This window comes from Herbaspirillum frisingense (assembly GCF_047325095.1).
Classification (GTDB): Bacteria; Pseudomonadota; Gammaproteobacteria; order Burkholderiales; family Burkholderiaceae_D; genus Herbaspirillum; species Herbaspirillum frisingense.
This window is the reverse complement of record NZ_CP168558.1, coordinates 4,224,626-4,240,699: the sequence shown is the minus strand read 5'-3', so window position 1 is coordinate 4,240,699 and position 16,074 is coordinate 4,224,626. Positions and strand designations below refer to the sequence as shown.

Genomic DNA, 16,074 nt, shown 5'->3' with positions numbered 1-16,074 from the left:
CGATACCATGACTACTATCCTCATCGTCGAAGACGAACCCTCCATTGCCGAACTGATTTCCTTCACTCTCAAGGAGGCGGGCTGGTCCAGTTTCGTCGTCTCCAACGCGGCGGCGGCCTGGGACTTCGTCCAGCATCGCGCCCCGCAACTGGTGCTGCTGGACTGGATGCTGCCGGACCGTAGCGGCTTGCACCTGCTCTCGCGCATCCGCGCCGATCGCCAGCTGCAGCAGCTGTCGGTAATCATGCTCACCGCCAAGAGCATGGAAGAAGACAAGATCGCCGGCCTCGACAACGGTGCCGATGACTACATCACCAAGCCCTTCTCGCCGCGCGAGCTGACCGCCCGCATCAAGGCGCTGCTGCGTCGCAAGAGCCCGGAGCACGCGCAGGAAGTGATGTCGGCCGGTCCGATTACGCTCGATCCGGCCAGTTGCTCGGTGAGCCTGTCGGGTGCGCGCATCGATATCGGCCATGCCGAATACAAGCTGCTGAAGTTCTTCCTGGCCCATCCCGATCGCGTGTTTTCGCGCAGCCAGTTACTGGACCGGGTCTGGGGGGACCACGTGGTGATCGAAGAGCGCACCGTGGATGTCCACGTGCTGCGCCTGCGCAAGGCCCTGCGCGATGCCGAGTACCTGATCAAGACGGTACGCAGCGTCGGCTACATGCTCTCCACCAAATAAGCCCGCCGCCGCCCTATTCAGGCGACAATAACAAATCCGGGCGCGCGGGCGCCTCCAAGATCTATCTGCCAAATCAATGAGTCCACAACTTCTGTTCTGGATTCCTGCTGTATTGCGCCTGGTGTTGTGCCTGGCCGGAGCGGGAGTCGTCGGTTTCTTCTTTGGCCCGATCATCGGGCTGGTCACGGCGGTGCTGGCGGTCGGCGCGATGATGATCGCCCACCTGCATTACCTGCTGCGGCTGTCGACCTGGCTGGATGATTCCGGCCAGTCGCGCCTGCCCGACGGCTGGGGCGCCTGGACCGATGTCTATGCGCGCCTGTACCGCATGCGCCGCGATGACGAAAAGAACCAGGCCGAACTGGCCGAGTGGCTGGCGCGTTTCCGCCAGGCCATGAGCCTGCTGCCCGATGGCGTGGTGATCATGGATGACGTGCTGTTCCTGGAATGGTGCAATCCGGCCGCGCAGCAGCACCTGGGGCTCAAGCTGGACCGCGACAAAGGCATGCGCGTGACCAACCTGATCCGCAACCCGGCCTTCATCGACTACATCATCCTGGGCCGCTACGAGCAGCCGCTTACGCTGGCCCTGCATGAGCGCAAGCTGATCATCCAGATCATTCCCTTCGAAAACCGGCGCCAGATCCTGGTCACCCACGATGTCACTGAGTCGCAGCGTATCGACATGATGCGCCGCGATTTCGTGGCCAATGCCTCGCACGAGCTGCGCACGCCCTTGACGGTCATCAACGGTTTCCTGGAAATCGCCCTGGCCCAGCCCAACCTGGACGAAACGATCCGTACCGCCCATCTGAAGCTGATGACCGAGCAGGGGCAGCGCATGCAGAACCTGATCGACGACATGCTCACCCTGACGCGGCTGGAATCGATCGACTATCCGCTGCGCTCGGAAGTGCTGCGGGTGCGCCCCCTGCTGGAACGCATCGCCGAAGAGGGGCGGGCGTTGTCGGCAGGCAAGCATGACATCCGCCTCGTGGTCGAAGGCCCCGATCTCAAGGGCAATGCCGACGAGTTGCGCAGTGCCTTCACCAACCTGGTCACCAATGCCGTGCGCTATACCCCGGAAGGCGGCACCATCACCCTGCGCTGGCAGAGCGATGAGCAGGGCGCGCATTTCGCGGTGCAGGACACCGGCATCGGCATCAGCCCCGAACATATCTCGCGCCTCACCGAGCGCTTCTACCGCGTCGACAAGAGCCGTTCCCGCGAGACCCAGGGCACCGGCCTGGGGCTGGCCATCGTGCGCCATGTCCTGCTGCGCCACCACGCGACACTGGACATCGCCTCGGTGCCGGATCACGGCAGCACCTTCACCGTGCATTTTCCGGCGTCCCAGACCATCGAGGACTACGCCGTACAGCATTGAGCAGATGCGAGCAGGAAACACCCGTGAAAGGCAATTGGAAAGGATGCTTCGGCATCCTTTTTTGATGTTTGAATTCCCGGGGGCGGGCGTACCATGTGCGCAATAGCTCAGCATGAGCGTTCCATCTCTACGTACAAATACGAATGCCTGCCGGCAAGACTTGTTGGCAACAATAGCGCCACTCGCGGCAATCGAGGCAATCGCGGCACCGGCGCGGCCATCAGCCTGCGCGGCTCGTACGCTTGTCATGGTCCGGCGCTCAGGAAAACCCTGATCGCGCCTGTCCGTGTTTGCTTGCATCATCGGCCCGTGCGCCGTCCTTGGCGCCGGCCGACCCTCCACCCTTGCGCAAGAAGAGAGACAGATGAGCTATTTTTCCCACATGAAGATAGGCCGCCGCCTGGCCCTGGGTTTTGCTGTCATCCTGGCGGCTGCCAGCGTGGTGGTGGCATTGTCGATCTGGCGTCTGCATGGCATTGCCGCCGCAACCGACGAGATGATGCATGAACCCCTGACCAAGGAGCGACTAGTCTCGGACTGGTATCGCACCATCCATACCAGCGTGCGCCGCACGACAGCCATCGCCAAGAGCGCCGACCCCAGCCTGGCAGCCTTCTTTGCCGATGACGCCGCCGCCGCCACCCGCATGTCCACCGAGCAACAGAAGGCCATCGAAGCGCTGCTCGATAGCGATCAGGAGAAAGAGGTCTTCGCCAAGCTCTCGGCCGTGCGCAAGGATTACATCAAATATCGCGACGCCATCTCCAAGGCCAAGGCCGATGGCCAGACCGACGAGGCCGCCAGGATACTGGCGGGGCCCTATGACGTGGCCGCCAAGGGTTACCTGGATCTGCTGCAGCAATTGCTCAATGTGCAGCGTGCCAACATCGACCAGGTGGCCGTCCACATCCATGACACCTATCTCCAGAGCCGCAACCTGATGCTGGCGCTGGCCGTGCTGCAGGTGGTGCTGGGCTGGTTGTTCGCACGCAGCCTGGCACTGGGCATTACCCGCCCGCTGGAGCAGGCGGTGGACGTGGCCGAAGCGGTGGCCGCAGGCGACCTCACCATGCGCGTCGATGAAACCCTGGCAGCGCGGCGCGACGAGACCGGCAAGCTCATGCACGCCCTGCATGCCATGACGGGCAACCTGGCGCGCATCGTCGGCCAGGTGCGCAGCGGCACCGATGCCATCGCCACCGCCTCGCGCGAGATCGCCACCGGCAACCTCGATCTGTCGGCACGCACCGAGCGCCAGGCCGGCGCCCTGGAAGAGACCGCCTCGGCCATGGAAGAACTGACCTCCACCGTCTCGCAGAACGCCGACAATGCACGCCAGGCCAACCAGCTGGCGGCCTCGGCATCGTCGGTGGCGCAGCAGGGCGGGGAGGTGGTGTCGCAGGTGATCTCGACCATGGGCTCCATCAACGAATCCTCACGCAAGATCGTCGACATCATCAGCGTCATCGATGGCATCGCCTTCCAGACCAATATCCTGGCCCTGAATGCCGCCGTCGAAGCAGCCCGAGCCGGCGAGCAGGGACGCGGCTTTGCCGTGGTGGCCTCCGAGGTGCGCTCGCTGGCCCAACGCTCCGCCTCCGCCGCCAAGGAAATCAAGACCCTCATCGATGACTCCGTGAGCAAGGTTGGCTCCGGCAGCGAACTGGTGGTCCGAGCCGGCAGCACCATGGACGAGGTGGTCTCCAGCGTGCACCAGGTGGCCCAGATCGTGGCCGAGATCACCGCCGCCAGCAGCGAGCAGAGCGACGGCATCAGCCAGGTCAACCTGGCGATCAACGACATGGACCAGACCACCCAGCAGAATGCGGCCCTGGTCGAGCAGGCCGCAGCCGCCGCCGAAGCGATGCAGGAACAGGCGGCGCGCCTGTCGGAGGTGGTCAGCCAGTTCCGCTTGCTGGCCCAGGATCAGGTGGCTTACGCCCACGCCGGCAGCGTCGATATCACACCGCCCAGGCCGGCCCTGCGCTGAGATCGGCTCCTCCAAAAAAAAAGAACCCGCCATGGTGGCGGGTTCTGCAAGGGTTCGGAAATCGTTTATATCATTTCCGTATACTCGCTCATTGCTGTGCCGGCTCCTTGAAATACACCCGACGCGGCAAGGCCCACAGCAGCAGTGCCGCACCCACCAGGCATTCCAGCGCCACCACGTACAGGCCCAGTGCGGCGCTGCCGGTGATGTCGCGGATCTTGCCGACCATGTAGGGCGTGATGATCCCGCCCAGCTGGCCCACCGAGTTGATCAGCGCGATGCCGGCCGCGGCTGCGGCACCACTGAGCACGCGCGGTGGCAGGATCCAGAACAGGCCGATGCCGGCGATGATGCCAGTGGCCGCTGCCGACAGCGCCACCACCAGGATCAGGGTATTGCTGCCGAACCAGGCGCTGGCGGCGTAGCCGATGGCACCCATCAGCGCGCAGGCAGCCAGGTGCCAGCGACGCTCGCCGGTACGGTCGGAGTTGCGGCCGATCAGGATCATGCCCAGGCCGGCGCACAGGTAAGGCACCATCGAGATCAGGCCGATGATGAAGGTGTCGTCGGTGCCGGCCGACTTGATCAGCTGGGGCATCCAGAACACCAGGCCATAGATGCCCGAAGCCAGCATCAGGTAGATCAGCGACATGACGATGGTGGCCGGCTGCCGGATCGCTTCACCGAAGGAGTGGGCCGCCTCGCTCTTGGGTTCGGCCGCGATGCGCTCGATCAGCAGGCGCTTTTCTTCCGGCTTCAACCAGCCTGCATCTTCGATGCGGTCATCGATGACCAGATAGCACACCACGCCCAGCAGGATCGAAGGAATACCTTCCAGCAGGAACAGCCATTGCCAGCCATGCAGCGCGCTCACGCCGTGGGTGAACTTCATGATGCCGCCCGAGATCGGGCCGCCGATGATGCCGCATACCGCAATGGCCGCCATGAACAGCGAATTGATGCGACCCCGGCGCGCCGACGGGAACCAGTTGGTGAAGAAGTACAGCGCACCCGGTACGAAGCCCGCTTCCAGGCTGCCGATCAGAAAGCGCAGCACATAGAAGCTGGTCTCGCTGGTAACGAACATCATCGCCGCCGAGGCGATGCCCCAGGTGACCATGATGCGGGCGATCCAGCGCTTCGGCCCGACCTTGTGCAGGATCATGTTGCTGGGCACTTCGAAGAGGAAGTAACCGACGAAGAAGATACTGGCGCCCAGGCCATAGACGGCATCCGAGAAGCCCAGGTCGCTTTGCATCTGCAGCTTGGCGAAGCTGATGTTGACGCGGTCCAGGTAGGCGAACACGAAGCAGATCATCAGCAACGGCACGAAGCGCCAGGTGATGCGGCGATAGAGCTGGGTTTCCATGTGCTCCGACGCGCTGGCCGGAATGGTGGTGGTAGTCATGCGGGGTCTCTCCTCTAGCTTTTTCAAAAAATGAAGGCGCAAAAAGTCCATCGCCTCCGCGCAGTGCGGGAGGTCGTCTTATCGTGTTGTTGTCTTGTTGTAGTGCGAGGGGTGGCGCACGGAAGGACTCCGTGCGCCATGGCCGTTCACGCGATCCACGCCGGCGGCAGCCGGCGCCGCAGCATCAGTAGGTCGCGCGGCCGCCCGACAGGTCGAACACGGAGGCGGTGGTGAAGGAATTCTCTTCCGACACCAGCCAGGCCACCATGGCCGCCAGTTCTTCCACCTTCACGAAGCGTGCACGCGGGATCTTCGAGAGCATGTACTCGATGTGCGCCGGCGTGCATTGCTCCAGGATGCGGGTCTGCGCCGCCGCCGGGGTGATGGCATTGACGGCGATGTTCTTGGTCGCGGTTTCCTTGCCCAGGCTCTTGGTCAGGGCGATCATGCCGGCCTTGGCGGCGCTGTAGGCCGAGGCGGTGGGATTGCCTTCCTTGCCGGCGATGGAAGCGATGTTGACGATGCGGCCGTAGTTCTGCGCGATCATGCGCTGGACCACCACCTGGTTGACGTAGAAGGCACCGTTGAGGTCGATGTCGATGACGCGACGCCATTCTTCCGGCGAATAGTCCGCCACCGGATTGTTCTGGCCGGCGATACCGGCGCTGTGCACCAGGATGTCGATGGACTGGGTCAGCTTCTCGGTGGCTTCGATGGCCTTCTTGACGTCGGCTTCGCTGGAGATGTCGACCTTCACGGTCTCCACATTGCCCAGCGCTTCCAGCTTGCTGCGCGCGTCGGCCAGTGCCTTTTCATCCATGTCCCACAGCACGACCTTGGCCTTGCCCTGCAACAGACGTTCAGCCACGGCATAGCCGAAGCCCTGCGCACCGCCGGTGATGATGGCGCTGCGGCCCTGGAAATCGTAGTGATTCATTGTTTCTCCTTCCCTGATTCGGTCATTGGGTAACGCAGGCCGCACGAGCCTGCGCAACATTTTTTCTTGTTATTGAATTGGATTTGGCTGCGCCACCGGATGGCGGCGCAGCACTGACGCGGCGCTGAGGCCGCGATGATGCAGCGATGATGCAGCGATGATGCAGCGATCAGGCGTCGATGGTCTTCTGCTGTTGCTCGCCCAGGCCGTCGATGCCCAGACGCATGGTCTGGCCGGCGCGCAGGAACACCGCTTCCGGCTTGACGCCCATGCCCACGCCCGGCGGCGTGCCGGTGGAGATGACGTCGCCCGCCTGCAGGCTCATGAAGCGCGACAGGTAGGACACGATGTGCGCCACGCCGAAGATCATGGTGCTGGTGTTGCCGTTCTGGTAGCGCTTGCCATCCACTTCCAGCCACATGCCCAGCTTCTGCGGATCGGCCACTTCGTCACGGGTTACCAGCCAGGGGCCGATGGGGCCGAAGGTATCGCAGCCCTTGCCCTTGTCCCAGGTGCCGCCGCGCTCGATCTGGTATTCGCGCTCGGAGACGTCGTTGACCACGCAATAGCCGGCCACGTGGGACATGGCGTCCTTCTCGTCGATATAGGTACCGCCCTTGCCGATGACCACGCCCAGTTCCACTTCCCAGTCGGTCTTCTTGGAGCCGCGGGGGATCTTGACGTCGTCATTGGGGCCGACCACGGCCGAGGTCCACTTGTTGAACACCACCGGCTCGGCCGGGATGGGCAGGTTGGATTCGGCCGCATGGTCCGCATAGTTCAGGCCGATGCAGATGAACTTGCCGATATTGCCCACGCAGGCGCCGATGCGCGGCGAGCCTTCGACCACCGGCAGGCTGGCGATGTCGAGCTTGCGGATCTTGTCCAGCGAAGCATCGTCCAGGGCGGCGCCGTTGACGTCCTTGATATGGGCCGACAGGTCGCGGATCTTGCCGGACTGATCGAGGATGCCGGGCTTTTCCTGCCCAACCGGGCCGTAACGCAGTAATTTCATCTGGTTTCCTTGAAGAAAGAATTGTCTCGGATCGGCGTCGTCGCCCGCTGGCGGCGCATTGGCGCGCAAGCGAATGGGATCACCTGTCGTTTTGGAAGTTGGATATTACCAGTTTATTGGTAAGACCAATAGGCCAATTTTGTGAGGGAAGGGCAAATCGACCTGCGTGTGTCAGTTTTGAACGCAAATCGACACCAGGAGCATCTTCTGGCAAAACGAGGGTGAAAAAGGCGAAAAGGGGTGAGGCAAAAGCGCCTCACCCCTTTTCATCTTTTCTTGAAATAAAACCTCGGGTCGACTATCTGATCCCTTTTTTTATTTCCAGGCCGCCACTCCTGTGGAATGGTTTCTTAACGGCTGCCGCCGCCGGCCAGAATCTTCTCGCCAGTCAACCAGCGTGCATCATCCGACGCCAGGAATGTGACCACGTCGGCAATATCATTGGGCTGGCCAATGCGGCCCAGCGGCGTGGTGCTCACGGCCCAGGTCTCCAAATCCGAACCGATAAAGCCGGCACTGTGGGTACCTTCAGTCTCGACCATGCCAGGATTGACGCTGTTGACGCGGATCTTGCGCGGTCCCAGTTCCTTCGCCAGCACGCCGGTGATGGCGTCGACGGCACCCTTGGTGGCAGTGTAGACGGCGCTGCTGGGCGGCGTGATGCTGCTGACGACAGAGCCGATGTTGATGACGCTGGCACCTTCCTGCAGATGCTTGGCGGCGGCCTGGGTTACCAGCAGCAGGCCCAGCACGTTGACGTTGAACTGTTTATGGAAATGCTCTTCGGTGATGGCTTCCAGCGGCACCATGTCGTATACGCCCGAATTGTTGACCAGAATGTCGAGGCGACCATATTCCTTGATGGCGGCGTCGATGATGCCTGCCGCATGCGCTGCATTGGACACGTCGCCGCCCACGGCCACTGCACGGCCACCTGCGGCGACGATCTCGCCCACGACCTTGTCGGCGCCGACGCGGCTGGTCGCGTAGTTGACGACAACGGCGGCACCGCTGGCTGCCAGCGCCTTGGCGATGGCAGCGCCGATTCCTTTCGATGCGCCCGTGACGACGGCGACCTTGCTTTGAAGTTTGCTCATGATGCTTCCTTTCTGTTGGTGGAGGAAGAATGTCGGGGACGACATCTTGGTCGCACTATAAGCAGCATATTTCGGTGGATAAAGCCGCCTTTTTCGACTTCACTGTTCGCAAAATAAATACAATTCATTCAATTAATTATTTTTGTCATAAATAAATGCAACAATTGAATTTCCACAATGCCTCGGTGATCAGGACGACTATCACCGAACACGATCCTCCTCCGACCAAGTCCCCTCATTGGGTCAGCAGTCAGCCAACACCCTGCCCGCAAGCCATAGCGCGCCAGCATGCCTTCATGCCAGCGCTTGAGTTCGTCGATGGTCAGCGCTGCATCTGGGCTTGTTCATGCTCAGGTGCATGAAAATCGCGCCAGAATCGCGCCAGAATCGCGCCAAATTGCGCCAAATTGCGCCAAATTGCGCCGCCGGTAACGCACCTCCCTCCGAATCACCCGGGAATATCGATCCCGGAGAGTTTCGCGCAGAGGTCGATCAGGCGATCCTGCTGAATCACATCGAGAGCGACAGGATTCGGGTCCATCTTTTTGAGGTGATAGAAATACTTGCCCGTCACCTGTGCCTTCGCGTCACCGGAGGCGGCCAGCCAGGCTTGCGTGAGATGGGCCTGTTGCATGTCGTCCGGCGCACCAGGTCCGCCCATCTTGGTGGGGACCCACCCTGGCTCCAGAGCATTGGATTTCACCATCGGCCAGCGTCGGGCGATCGCCATGGCCAGCATGGCATCGTGCAGTTTGCTCTCTGCATAGGCGTCCGAGCCATTCCATCGACGTTGCTCCCACAGCAGGTCCTCCAGGTGGGGGCGCACGTGATGATGCATCCCCGAGCTCAGATAGACCAGGCGGGAAGGGCGCTGGATCAGGGCGGTGAGCACATAGGCCGACAAGGTATTGATCGCAAACACATGGGGCAGTCCGTCGACGGTCAGCCGATGCGCTTCACGGTAGCCCACGGCGGCATTGTGGATGACGGCATCGAACTGCCCCAGGTCATTGACCTGGGCGGCCAGCGCGATGCTGCCAGCGATGGTTTCCACGTCGCCCGTGACAATGGCCTCGGCCTTGGGACTGGCACGTCGGGTTTCGGCAGCGCGAGCGGCGTTGCGTGCATGCAGAACTACGCTGTGCCCTTGCTGGATCAACAGCTGGCCCGCCATCAGGCCCAAGCCAGTGGAAGAACCGGAGATGAAGATGCGTGACATGAATTGCTCCTGGATGAATGAGGGGACCCGCCAACGGCGGGCCCGGAATGACGATACTTAGGACCGGGAACGAACGGGCCCAGCGATCAGAATGGCCCCCGCAAGCGCGCAGGCCGTTCCGAAGAGATAGACCGCAGCGTAGCCGAAATGCGTTGCGATGACGCCTGCGACCGGTCCCGCGATGCCATAGGCGATGTCCAGGAAGGCGACGAAGGCAGCCATGGCGCTGCCGCGATTGGCCGGCGGCACCCGCTTGAGCGCTTCCACGCCCAGCGCCGGAAAGATCAGGGCGCATCCCAGGCCGGTCACCAGCGCGCCGGCCAATGCCAGCCAGGCGGTGGGGGCCGCCCACAGCAGGAGTTGGCCCACGGCTTCGATCAGCAAGGAGCAGAGCGCCACGCGGTAACCGCCCAACTGGTCCGGGAGATGGCCCAGCGCCAGTCGTACGAGGATAAAGCCGATGCCGAAGGCGGTCATGACCAGGCCCGCGTTATCCCAGTGACGTGCAGCGAAATAGAGCGAAGCGAATGCCGTCAATCCCGACAAGCCCACTCCCTGCAGCATCAGTCCCAGACCCTCGCGCCAGATGCGGCCCAGTACCAGATGGAAAGGCAGGCGATCGCCACCGGCCGACAGGTAGGAGGTCGATCCCAGGACGATCAGCGCGGCCAGGACCGGTGCCAGGATGCAGGCCATCATGGCAGCCGCCAATCCATAGTGCAGATAAAGCGCCATACCGATCGGAGCGCCGATGGACAGGGCGGCAAACATGGCGATCCCGGTCCAGGACATGGACATGCCGGCACGCTGGGGGCCGACCGAGGCGATTGACCAGGACACGCAACCGGTGACGAACTGGCTTTCGCCAAGACCGGCCGCCAGGCGACCTGCGATGATGATGATCAGGCTGGCACTGCTGGACATGCCGGGCCAGGCCGCCACCAGATAGAGCAGGCCTGCGACGGCCGACACCACGGCACCTTGCAAGGCCGAGCGTTTGCCGCCAAGCTGGTCGGTCAGGCGCCCGGCGTAGCCGCGCGTGAGCACCGTCGCCAGGAACTGGATGCCGATCACCAGACCGACCAGCAGATCGCCGAAGCCCAGTCGCTGGTGTACGAACAGTGGGATGACCGGTAGCGGCAGGCCGACTGCCAGATAGCCGCAGAACAGCGCGGCAATGACGCCCGGTGCCGGGCGGGGCCGATGAGCCGGGGCCAGAGCGGCCTCCGGCACGGGTTTGGAAACGAGGGTTCGCATGATTGCCCCTTGAAGGAATACGGTGATGAATGGGGACCCGGTGCGCAGGGCGACGCGGATCGCCGCAGCGCGCCGCGTCAACGCCGGCGATCAGGCCCGGGTCTTGAACAGATCGGTGCGATAGCCGCTGGCCTGGATCAGGAAGTCGCGCGAGGCGGTGATCTCGGCATTGAGCTTGGCCTGGTCGACATCGATCAGGCGGCCGCCACGCTTGCGCAGGGTGCCCGCTACCATGACGGTATCGACATCGGCGCGTTCCACCGCCTGGACGATGGTGCCGATGGCATGGGTGACAGGCCATACTGCCACGCCGGTGGTACGCACCATGATGATGTCGGCCTGCTTGCCGGGGGTCAGTGTTCCGACCTGGCCTTCCAGCCCGGCGGCGCGGGCGCCATTGACGGTGGCCGCCTGCAGGACCGCTTCCACCGAGATCGGCGCCGGTGCATCTGCTTCGCCACGGAAACGGCGATAGCGCATGGCCGAGCGTTGCTGGCCGAACAGGGCATGCATTTCGCCGAACATGTCGCTGCCGAATGCAGTATCCAGATCGATGCCCAGGGCCGGGGTGAGACCATGATCGATGGCGATCTGGTAGGCGAAGCTGTCATCGTCGAAGCCGAACAGGGCATCCGAACGGGGATTGACGGTGATGTTGACCCCGGCATCGGCCAGCAGCTTCCAGGTTTCCGGCGGTACGCGGGTGCAGTGGTTGAAGATATTGTCGCTACCCAGCACTCCGGCTTGCGCGAACTCCGGCCCCAGCTTGGCCAGATCGCCGATGAACTCGGTCAGGATGCGCATGTCCAGTTCGCGCGCCACGCGCCACCAGTCCAGATTGAGCTGGCCGAACAGGCCGACCTTGACCAGATTGCCGGCATGGTTCCAGTTGCTGGCCAGGCGCTGCAGGTCTTCCGGCAGGTGGGCCGAGCTGGCCTGCTTGTCCATGGCTGGACCGACCATATGCAGGGCGCGAATGCCGCTGCCTTCCAGCGCATCCAGCGCAGCGTCGGTGTGTTCGGGGCTGCGGGAGCTGTGGCAGGCATCGATGAGGGTGGTGATCCCGGCGTCCAACGATGCCACGGCGGTCAGCCTCGTGCTCAGGAACATGTCCAGCGGACGATAGTGGGCTCCCAGTTTTTCGGCGACCACATCGATGTAGGCGAACAGGTCATCGACGTCCGGCAGCAGACGGCGCATCACGCCCAGCCAGGCATGATGGTGAGCATCAATCAGGCCCGGCATGACGATATGGTCGCTGGCGTCGATCACTTCGGCATCATCGACAGCCAACTGCGGGCCGACGGCGACGATGCGCCCACCCTCTACCAGAACATCGCCGGTGACAAGATTGGGGACCTTGGGGTCCATGGTGACGACGGTGCCGCCTTTGAAGAGGATACGTTGCGAATGGCTCATGATGTGCTCCACGGGGTTGGATTGAGATCGACCGGAATCGCAAGGGCGTCAAAAGCCCCTCGCTTCTCCGGTGCGGCGGCCAGATCCTGCCTGGCGCGTCGTTGGAGGCACTTTACGCGGCGAGCCATCTTTGATTAAGATGGGGAAAGGCAAATCATCTTTGCTAAAAGTCAAAGGAGCAGGTATGGGTTTCGATGGGCGACTATTGTCGGGAATGACAGTATTGGCGGCAGTGGTGGAAACCGGGAGCTTTACCCGGGCCGCCGAGGTACTGGGGCTGTCCGCCTCCGGTGTCAGCCGTGCCGTCACCCGCCTGGAGGAGCGCATCGGTATCCGGCTTCTGGATCGCAGCACGCGCGCCCTGCATCTGACCGACGATGGCGGGCGCCTGTATCAGTTGGCCGCGCCCCATCTGTCGGGTATCGAAGAGGCAGCCAATGCCGTGTCCCGTTCGGCCACCAGTGCCCGCGGCATTCTGCGGGTGGGTTTGAATCCGCTGTTTTCCGGTCACGTGCTGGCACCACGCATTGCTGAATTCACCGAGCGCTATCCCGAGATTGAACTGGTCAGCGTGGCTTTTCCCGATAACGCCGATCTGGTGAGCGAGGGAATTGATGTGGCGGTGCGATTTGGTCCGCAACCCTCATCGGCCATGACGTCGCTGAAGCTGATGGAGACCCGGGTCCTGACCGTGGCCGCTCCCGGCTACCTGAACAAGCACGGCACACCACGCCATCCTGATGAACTGGTGAAACACGATTGCATGCAGTTCATCGATCCCCGACGCGGCAGACCGTTCAACTGGGAGTTTCATCGTGGCAAGGAGGTAAGGCAGATCCAGACCCAGGGCCGGCTCACATTGACCGATCCCAATACAATGGTCGGCGCCTGCATCGCCGGTGCCGGCATTGCACAGGTACTGGCGCTGGGGATGGCGCCTTTGTTGGAGAGTGGGGCGCTGCTTGAACTCTTTCCCGATTGGCCGGGCGAGACCTTCCCGCTGTATCTGATCCGGCCCTCGCGCCGCTTGCCACCGGCGGCGGTCCAGGCCTTCATCGACTTTTGCGTGGAGATATCCAGGCCAGGGCGCAAGCGCCCCGGCCATTGAGTCGCCCGCCAGGGCAGGGGGTGCGCCGTCGGCAAGACTGCGCGCCCGTTCGCTGCGCCCATGCCCCGCTCAGAAGGTCGCCCAATCCTCCTCTTTCGCCGCCTGCGCGGCACTCTGATGGTTCAGGCGCCGGGGCGCGGCGTGGCCCACCGCCTGGCTGGCCGTGGAGGTCTTGATGGCTGTAATGGCCGGCGGCGCAGCCGAGCGCGGCGCATCCTGGTAGCTAATGGCGTTCTGTCCCAGGTTGAAGATGCTCACGATCTGGGCCAGGGCATCGGCCTGGTCCTGCAAGGCGCGCGAGGCGGCAGCGGCTTCTTCCACCAGCGAGGCATTCTGCTGGGTCACATCGTCCATCTGCATGATGGCCTGGTTGATCTGCTCGATGCCGGCGGTCTGTTCCACGCTTGCCGCCGAGATTTCGCCGATGATGGATGTCACCTTGCGTGAATTCTCCACGATGCCGCTCATGGTAGTGCCGGCCTGGTCGGCCAGGCGCGCGCCGACGGTTACCTTTTCCACCGAGTCTTCGATGAGCGCCTTGATCTCCTTGGCGGCTGCGGCCGAACGCTGCGCCAGATTGCGCACTTCGCTGGCGACCACCGCGAATCCGCGTCCCTGTTCGCCGGCCCGTGCCGCTTCAACGGCGGCGTTAAGAGCCAGGATGTTGGTCTGGAAGGCGATGCCGTCGATCACGCTGATGATGTCCACCACCTTGCGCGAGGATTCATTGATGGCGCTCATGGTATCGACCACCTTGGCTACGACTTCGCCGCCTTCCAGGGCGACGGTGGAGGCAGTGGAGGCCATCTGCTTGGCGTCCTGGGCATTGTTGGCGTTGTGCTTGACGGTTGAAGTCAGTTCCTCCATCGAGGACGCCGTTTCCTCCAGGGCGCTGGCCTGCTGCTCGGTACGCGCCGACAGGTCCAGGTTGCCGGTGGCGATCTGGCGCGAGCCGGTGGCGATGCTTTCGCTGCTGGTGCGCACCGTCTGCACCACCTTGCGCAAGGACGCCTGCATCATGTGCATGGCATTGACCACGCTGCCCTGGGCCGCATGGCTGGTATCGATATGGGTGCTCAGGTCGCCCGAGGCGATGGCGTCGGCGGCGGCGGCCACATCGCGTGGTTCACCGCCGAGCTGGCGCGTCAGGTTGCGCGAGATGAACAGGCCCAGCGCCACGCCGAACAGCACGCCGCCGCAGGTCAGCACGATCAGCAGGCTGCGGATGTGGGCATAGATGAGGTCGGTCTCGTCGTTGAGCTTGTCGGCATTGTCCTTCTTGACCTCCATCATCTGCAGCATCATCTTCTCGGCCTCGTTGGCCAGCGGACGCACGGTGGAGAACAACTGGCTGGTGGACTGGCGGCCATCGGCCAGGGATTCCTTGCGCAGCACCTCGGCCGTGGCGGTGATGGCACCCCGATAGGCCTCGAAGGCCTGCCTGGCCTTGCCTACAAGGGCCAGGCCTTCGGGCGTGCTGAAGCGCTGTTCGGCTGCGCTCAATGCCTTGTCGGTATTGTCCAGGCGCTTGGCGAGTTCATCCAGGCTGCTCGCACGTTCTTCGGCAGTCTCGGCCAGCATGGCACTGCGGATGGCGCGATTGGACGAGCTCAGGTCCAGCGTGGCCTGGGCCGAATGGCGCAAGCCAACCACCTGCTTCTCGTACATCTCGGTGGCCAGGTCATTGATCTGCCCGGCCTTGAGGATGCCGATGGTACCGATGATGGCGCCGATCGTGGCCACGGCCAAGAAACCGCCGAGGAGTTTGTGGCTGACTTTCAGATTGGTGAACCAGTTCATTGCTGCCCGTTATTTCAAATTGAGTTGCATGGCATCGCAGTCGCTCGCGTGCATGTGGTCTGGGCCAGGTTGCGTAGGTGCGTGGGAACCTGCCAATCGCTGTTGAAGACAGGAGATCGGACTTGCCTCGGCCAGAGGGGGTAGGGAGGTACTGCGGGTGATGAGCGGGAATTTCCAGGCCAGGCGTGATCCGAGATTCACCGTCGACGTGCGATCCTTGGTTCTTCTCGTGTCTGGCCAGCGGACTGTATTACAGATGAGCATCCGCGTTTAGTCCCCTGCAGCCTGAAAGACTGTTTGTAAAAACGGGGGGATACAGGGCCGTGAGGCCCGGTTCAGCTGGTCCGCGAATGCATTCCGGCGCACCTGCCGGGTTGGTGCAATGTGGCTCGCCTCCCCGCACTCGACCGGCCGAAGCGGCCGGGAGCAAGGTTTGCCGTGACTTCGTAGCGCTATGGCACGCCGCCGTATCCGTGTGGAAACTATCAAGTTAAATTAACTATTTATTTAATTTTTGCGCCCTAATCAATCCCTCCCTCCTGTATTACATTCCGCAGTTGATGCAGCTTTGCTGCCGAGCTGGTCGATCCGCCATCCGGGTCGCGGGCTGCCGACGCAATCCTGTCGGCCTTGATGCCGCCTTGTCACCCGAGCCGGCCCAGGCGATGTCCTGGTCCTTGTACGGCCTGCCTTTTCCACCGGCAATATGGCCGACTCACATCTAGAGAAGAATTGCTATTCCGTACAATCCG

12 protein-coding genes are annotated in these 16,074 nt (G+C 62.7%); 4 read left to right on the top strand and 8 right to left on the bottom strand.

Features of this window, described 5'->3' with window-relative positions:
• The first annotated feature begins 7 nt into the window (after window positions 1-7).
• The 3 genes from ACEOAC_RS19425 (at window position 8) to ACEOAC_RS19415 (ending at window position 4,062) form a co-directional block, all read left to right on the top strand.
• Entirely contained in the window at window positions 8-685 is a 678-nt protein-coding gene (locus ACEOAC_RS19425) for a response regulator (RefSeq protein WP_413443954.1), read from the top strand.
• Between the two features lie 76 nt (window positions 686-761).
• Window positions 762-2,072, top strand: coding sequence for a phosphate regulon sensor histidine kinase PhoR (gene phoR, locus ACEOAC_RS19420; protein ID WP_077237677.1), 1,311 nt, complete (start codon window positions 762-764; stop codon window positions 2,070-2,072).
• Between the two features lie 364 nt (window positions 2,073-2,436).
• A complete protein-coding gene (locus ACEOAC_RS19415) occupies window positions 2,437-4,062 on the top strand; it encodes a methyl-accepting chemotaxis protein (RefSeq protein WP_102661149.1) in 1,626 nt (541 codons plus the stop codon).
• Between the two features lie 88 nt (window positions 4,063-4,150).
• On the opposite strand, the gene ACEOAC_RS19410 is transcribed toward ACEOAC_RS19415, so the two are convergent.
• The 7 genes from ACEOAC_RS19410 to ACEOAC_RS19380 all read right to left on the bottom strand — a co-directional run bounded on the left by ACEOAC_RS19410 (window position 4,151) and on the right by ACEOAC_RS19380 (window position 12,414).
• On the bottom strand, window positions 4,151-5,470 hold the full coding sequence (locus tag ACEOAC_RS19410) for an MFS transporter (RefSeq protein ID WP_102661150.1): 1,320 nt from the start codon (window positions 5,468-5,470) through the stop codon (window positions 4,151-4,153).
• A 184-nt stretch (window positions 5,471-5,654) separates the two neighbouring features.
• Window positions 5,655-6,407 (bottom strand): SDR family NAD(P)-dependent oxidoreductase, encoded by a 753-nt coding sequence (locus ACEOAC_RS19405; protein WP_006464991.1) that lies wholly within the window; start codon window positions 6,405-6,407, stop codon window positions 5,655-5,657.
• A 169-nt stretch (window positions 6,408-6,576) separates the two neighbouring features.
• Window positions 6,577-7,422: an ureidoglycolate lyase gene (locus ACEOAC_RS19400; RefSeq protein WP_006464992.1), complete on the bottom strand. Its 846-nt coding sequence runs from the start codon at window positions 7,420-7,422 to the stop codon at window positions 6,577-6,579.
• 350 nt (window positions 7,423-7,772) lie between these two features.
• Window positions 7,773-8,519 (bottom strand): glucose 1-dehydrogenase, encoded by a 747-nt coding sequence (locus ACEOAC_RS19395; RefSeq protein WP_413443955.1) that lies wholly within the window; start codon window positions 8,517-8,519, stop codon window positions 7,773-7,775.
• Window positions 8,520-8,967: 448 nt separating this feature from the next.
• Window positions 8,968-9,738, bottom strand: coding sequence for an SDR family NAD(P)-dependent oxidoreductase (locus ACEOAC_RS19390; protein WP_413443956.1), 771 nt, complete (start codon window positions 9,736-9,738; stop codon window positions 8,968-8,970).
• A 57-nt stretch (window positions 9,739-9,795) separates the two neighbouring features.
• Window positions 9,796-10,995, bottom strand: a complete 1,200-nt coding sequence (locus ACEOAC_RS19385) for an arabinose transporter (protein ID WP_413443957.1) — start codon at window positions 10,993-10,995, stop codon at window positions 9,796-9,798.
• A gap of 90 nt (window positions 10,996-11,085) precedes the next feature.
• Window positions 11,086-12,414, bottom strand: a complete 1,329-nt coding sequence (locus ACEOAC_RS19380) for an amidohydrolase family protein (RefSeq protein ID WP_413443958.1) — start codon at window positions 12,412-12,414, stop codon at window positions 11,086-11,088.
• Between the two features lie 214 nt (window positions 12,415-12,628).
• Between ACEOAC_RS19380 and ACEOAC_RS19375 the strand changes: the two genes are divergently transcribed.
• On the top strand, window positions 12,629-13,522 hold the full coding sequence (locus ACEOAC_RS19375) for a LysR family transcriptional regulator (RefSeq protein ID WP_413628533.1): 894 nt from the start codon (window positions 12,629-12,631) through the stop codon (window positions 13,520-13,522).
• Window positions 13,523-13,591: 69 nt separating this feature from the next.
• On the opposite strand, the gene ACEOAC_RS19370 is transcribed toward ACEOAC_RS19375, so the two are convergent.
• Window positions 13,592-15,322 carry a methyl-accepting chemotaxis protein gene (locus ACEOAC_RS19370; protein WP_413444374.1) on the bottom strand — a complete coding sequence of 577 codons (1,731 nt, stop codon included), beginning with the start codon at window positions 15,320-15,322 and terminating at the stop codon, window positions 13,592-13,594.
• Window positions 15,323-16,074 lie beyond the last annotated feature (752 nt).

What these genes read in the sequence shown, in the direction of transcription:
- ACEOAC_RS19425 (WP_413443954.1), top strand. Translation starts at nt 8, where the DNA reads ATGACTACTATCCTCATCGTCGAAGACGAACCCTCCATTGCCGAACTG.
- phoR (WP_077237677.1), top strand. Translation starts at nt 762, where the DNA reads ATGAGTCCACAACTTCTGTTCTGGATTCCTGCTGTATTGCGCCTGGTG.
- ACEOAC_RS19415 (WP_102661149.1), top strand. Translation starts at nt 2,437, where the DNA reads ATGAGCTATTTTTCCCACATGAAGATAGGCCGCCGCCTGGCCCTGGGT.
- ACEOAC_RS19410 (WP_102661150.1), bottom strand. Translation starts at nt 5,470, where the DNA reads ATGACTACCACCACCATTCCGGCCAGCGCGTCGGAGCACATGGAAACC.
- ACEOAC_RS19405 (WP_006464991.1), bottom strand. Translation starts at nt 6,407, where the DNA reads ATGAATCACTACGATTTCCAGGGCCGCAGCGCCATCATCACCGGCGGT.
- ACEOAC_RS19400 (WP_006464992.1), bottom strand. Translation starts at nt 7,422, where the DNA reads ATGAAATTACTGCGTTACGGCCCGGTTGGGCAGGAAAAGCCCGGCATC.
- ACEOAC_RS19395 (WP_413443955.1), bottom strand. Translation starts at nt 8,519, where the DNA reads ATGAGCAAACTTCAAAGCAAGGTCGCCGTCGTCACGGGCGCATCGAAA.
- ACEOAC_RS19390 (WP_413443956.1), bottom strand. Translation starts at nt 9,738, where the DNA reads ATGTCACGCATCTTCATCTCCGGTTCTTCCACTGGCTTGGGCCTGATG.
- ACEOAC_RS19385 (WP_413443957.1), bottom strand. Translation starts at nt 10,995, where the DNA reads ATGCGAACCCTCGTTTCCAAACCCGTGCCGGAGGCCGCTCTGGCCCCG.
- ACEOAC_RS19380 (WP_413443958.1), bottom strand. Translation starts at nt 12,414, where the DNA reads ATGAGCCATTCGCAACGTATCCTCTTCAAAGGCGGCACCGTCGTCACC.
- ACEOAC_RS19375 (WP_413628533.1), top strand. Translation starts at nt 12,629, where the DNA reads ATGACAGTATTGGCGGCAGTGGTGGAAACCGGGAGCTTTACCCGGGCC.
- ACEOAC_RS19370 (WP_413444374.1), bottom strand. Translation starts at nt 15,322, where the DNA reads ATGAACTGGTTCACCAATCTGAAAGTCAGCCACAAACTCCTCGGCGGT.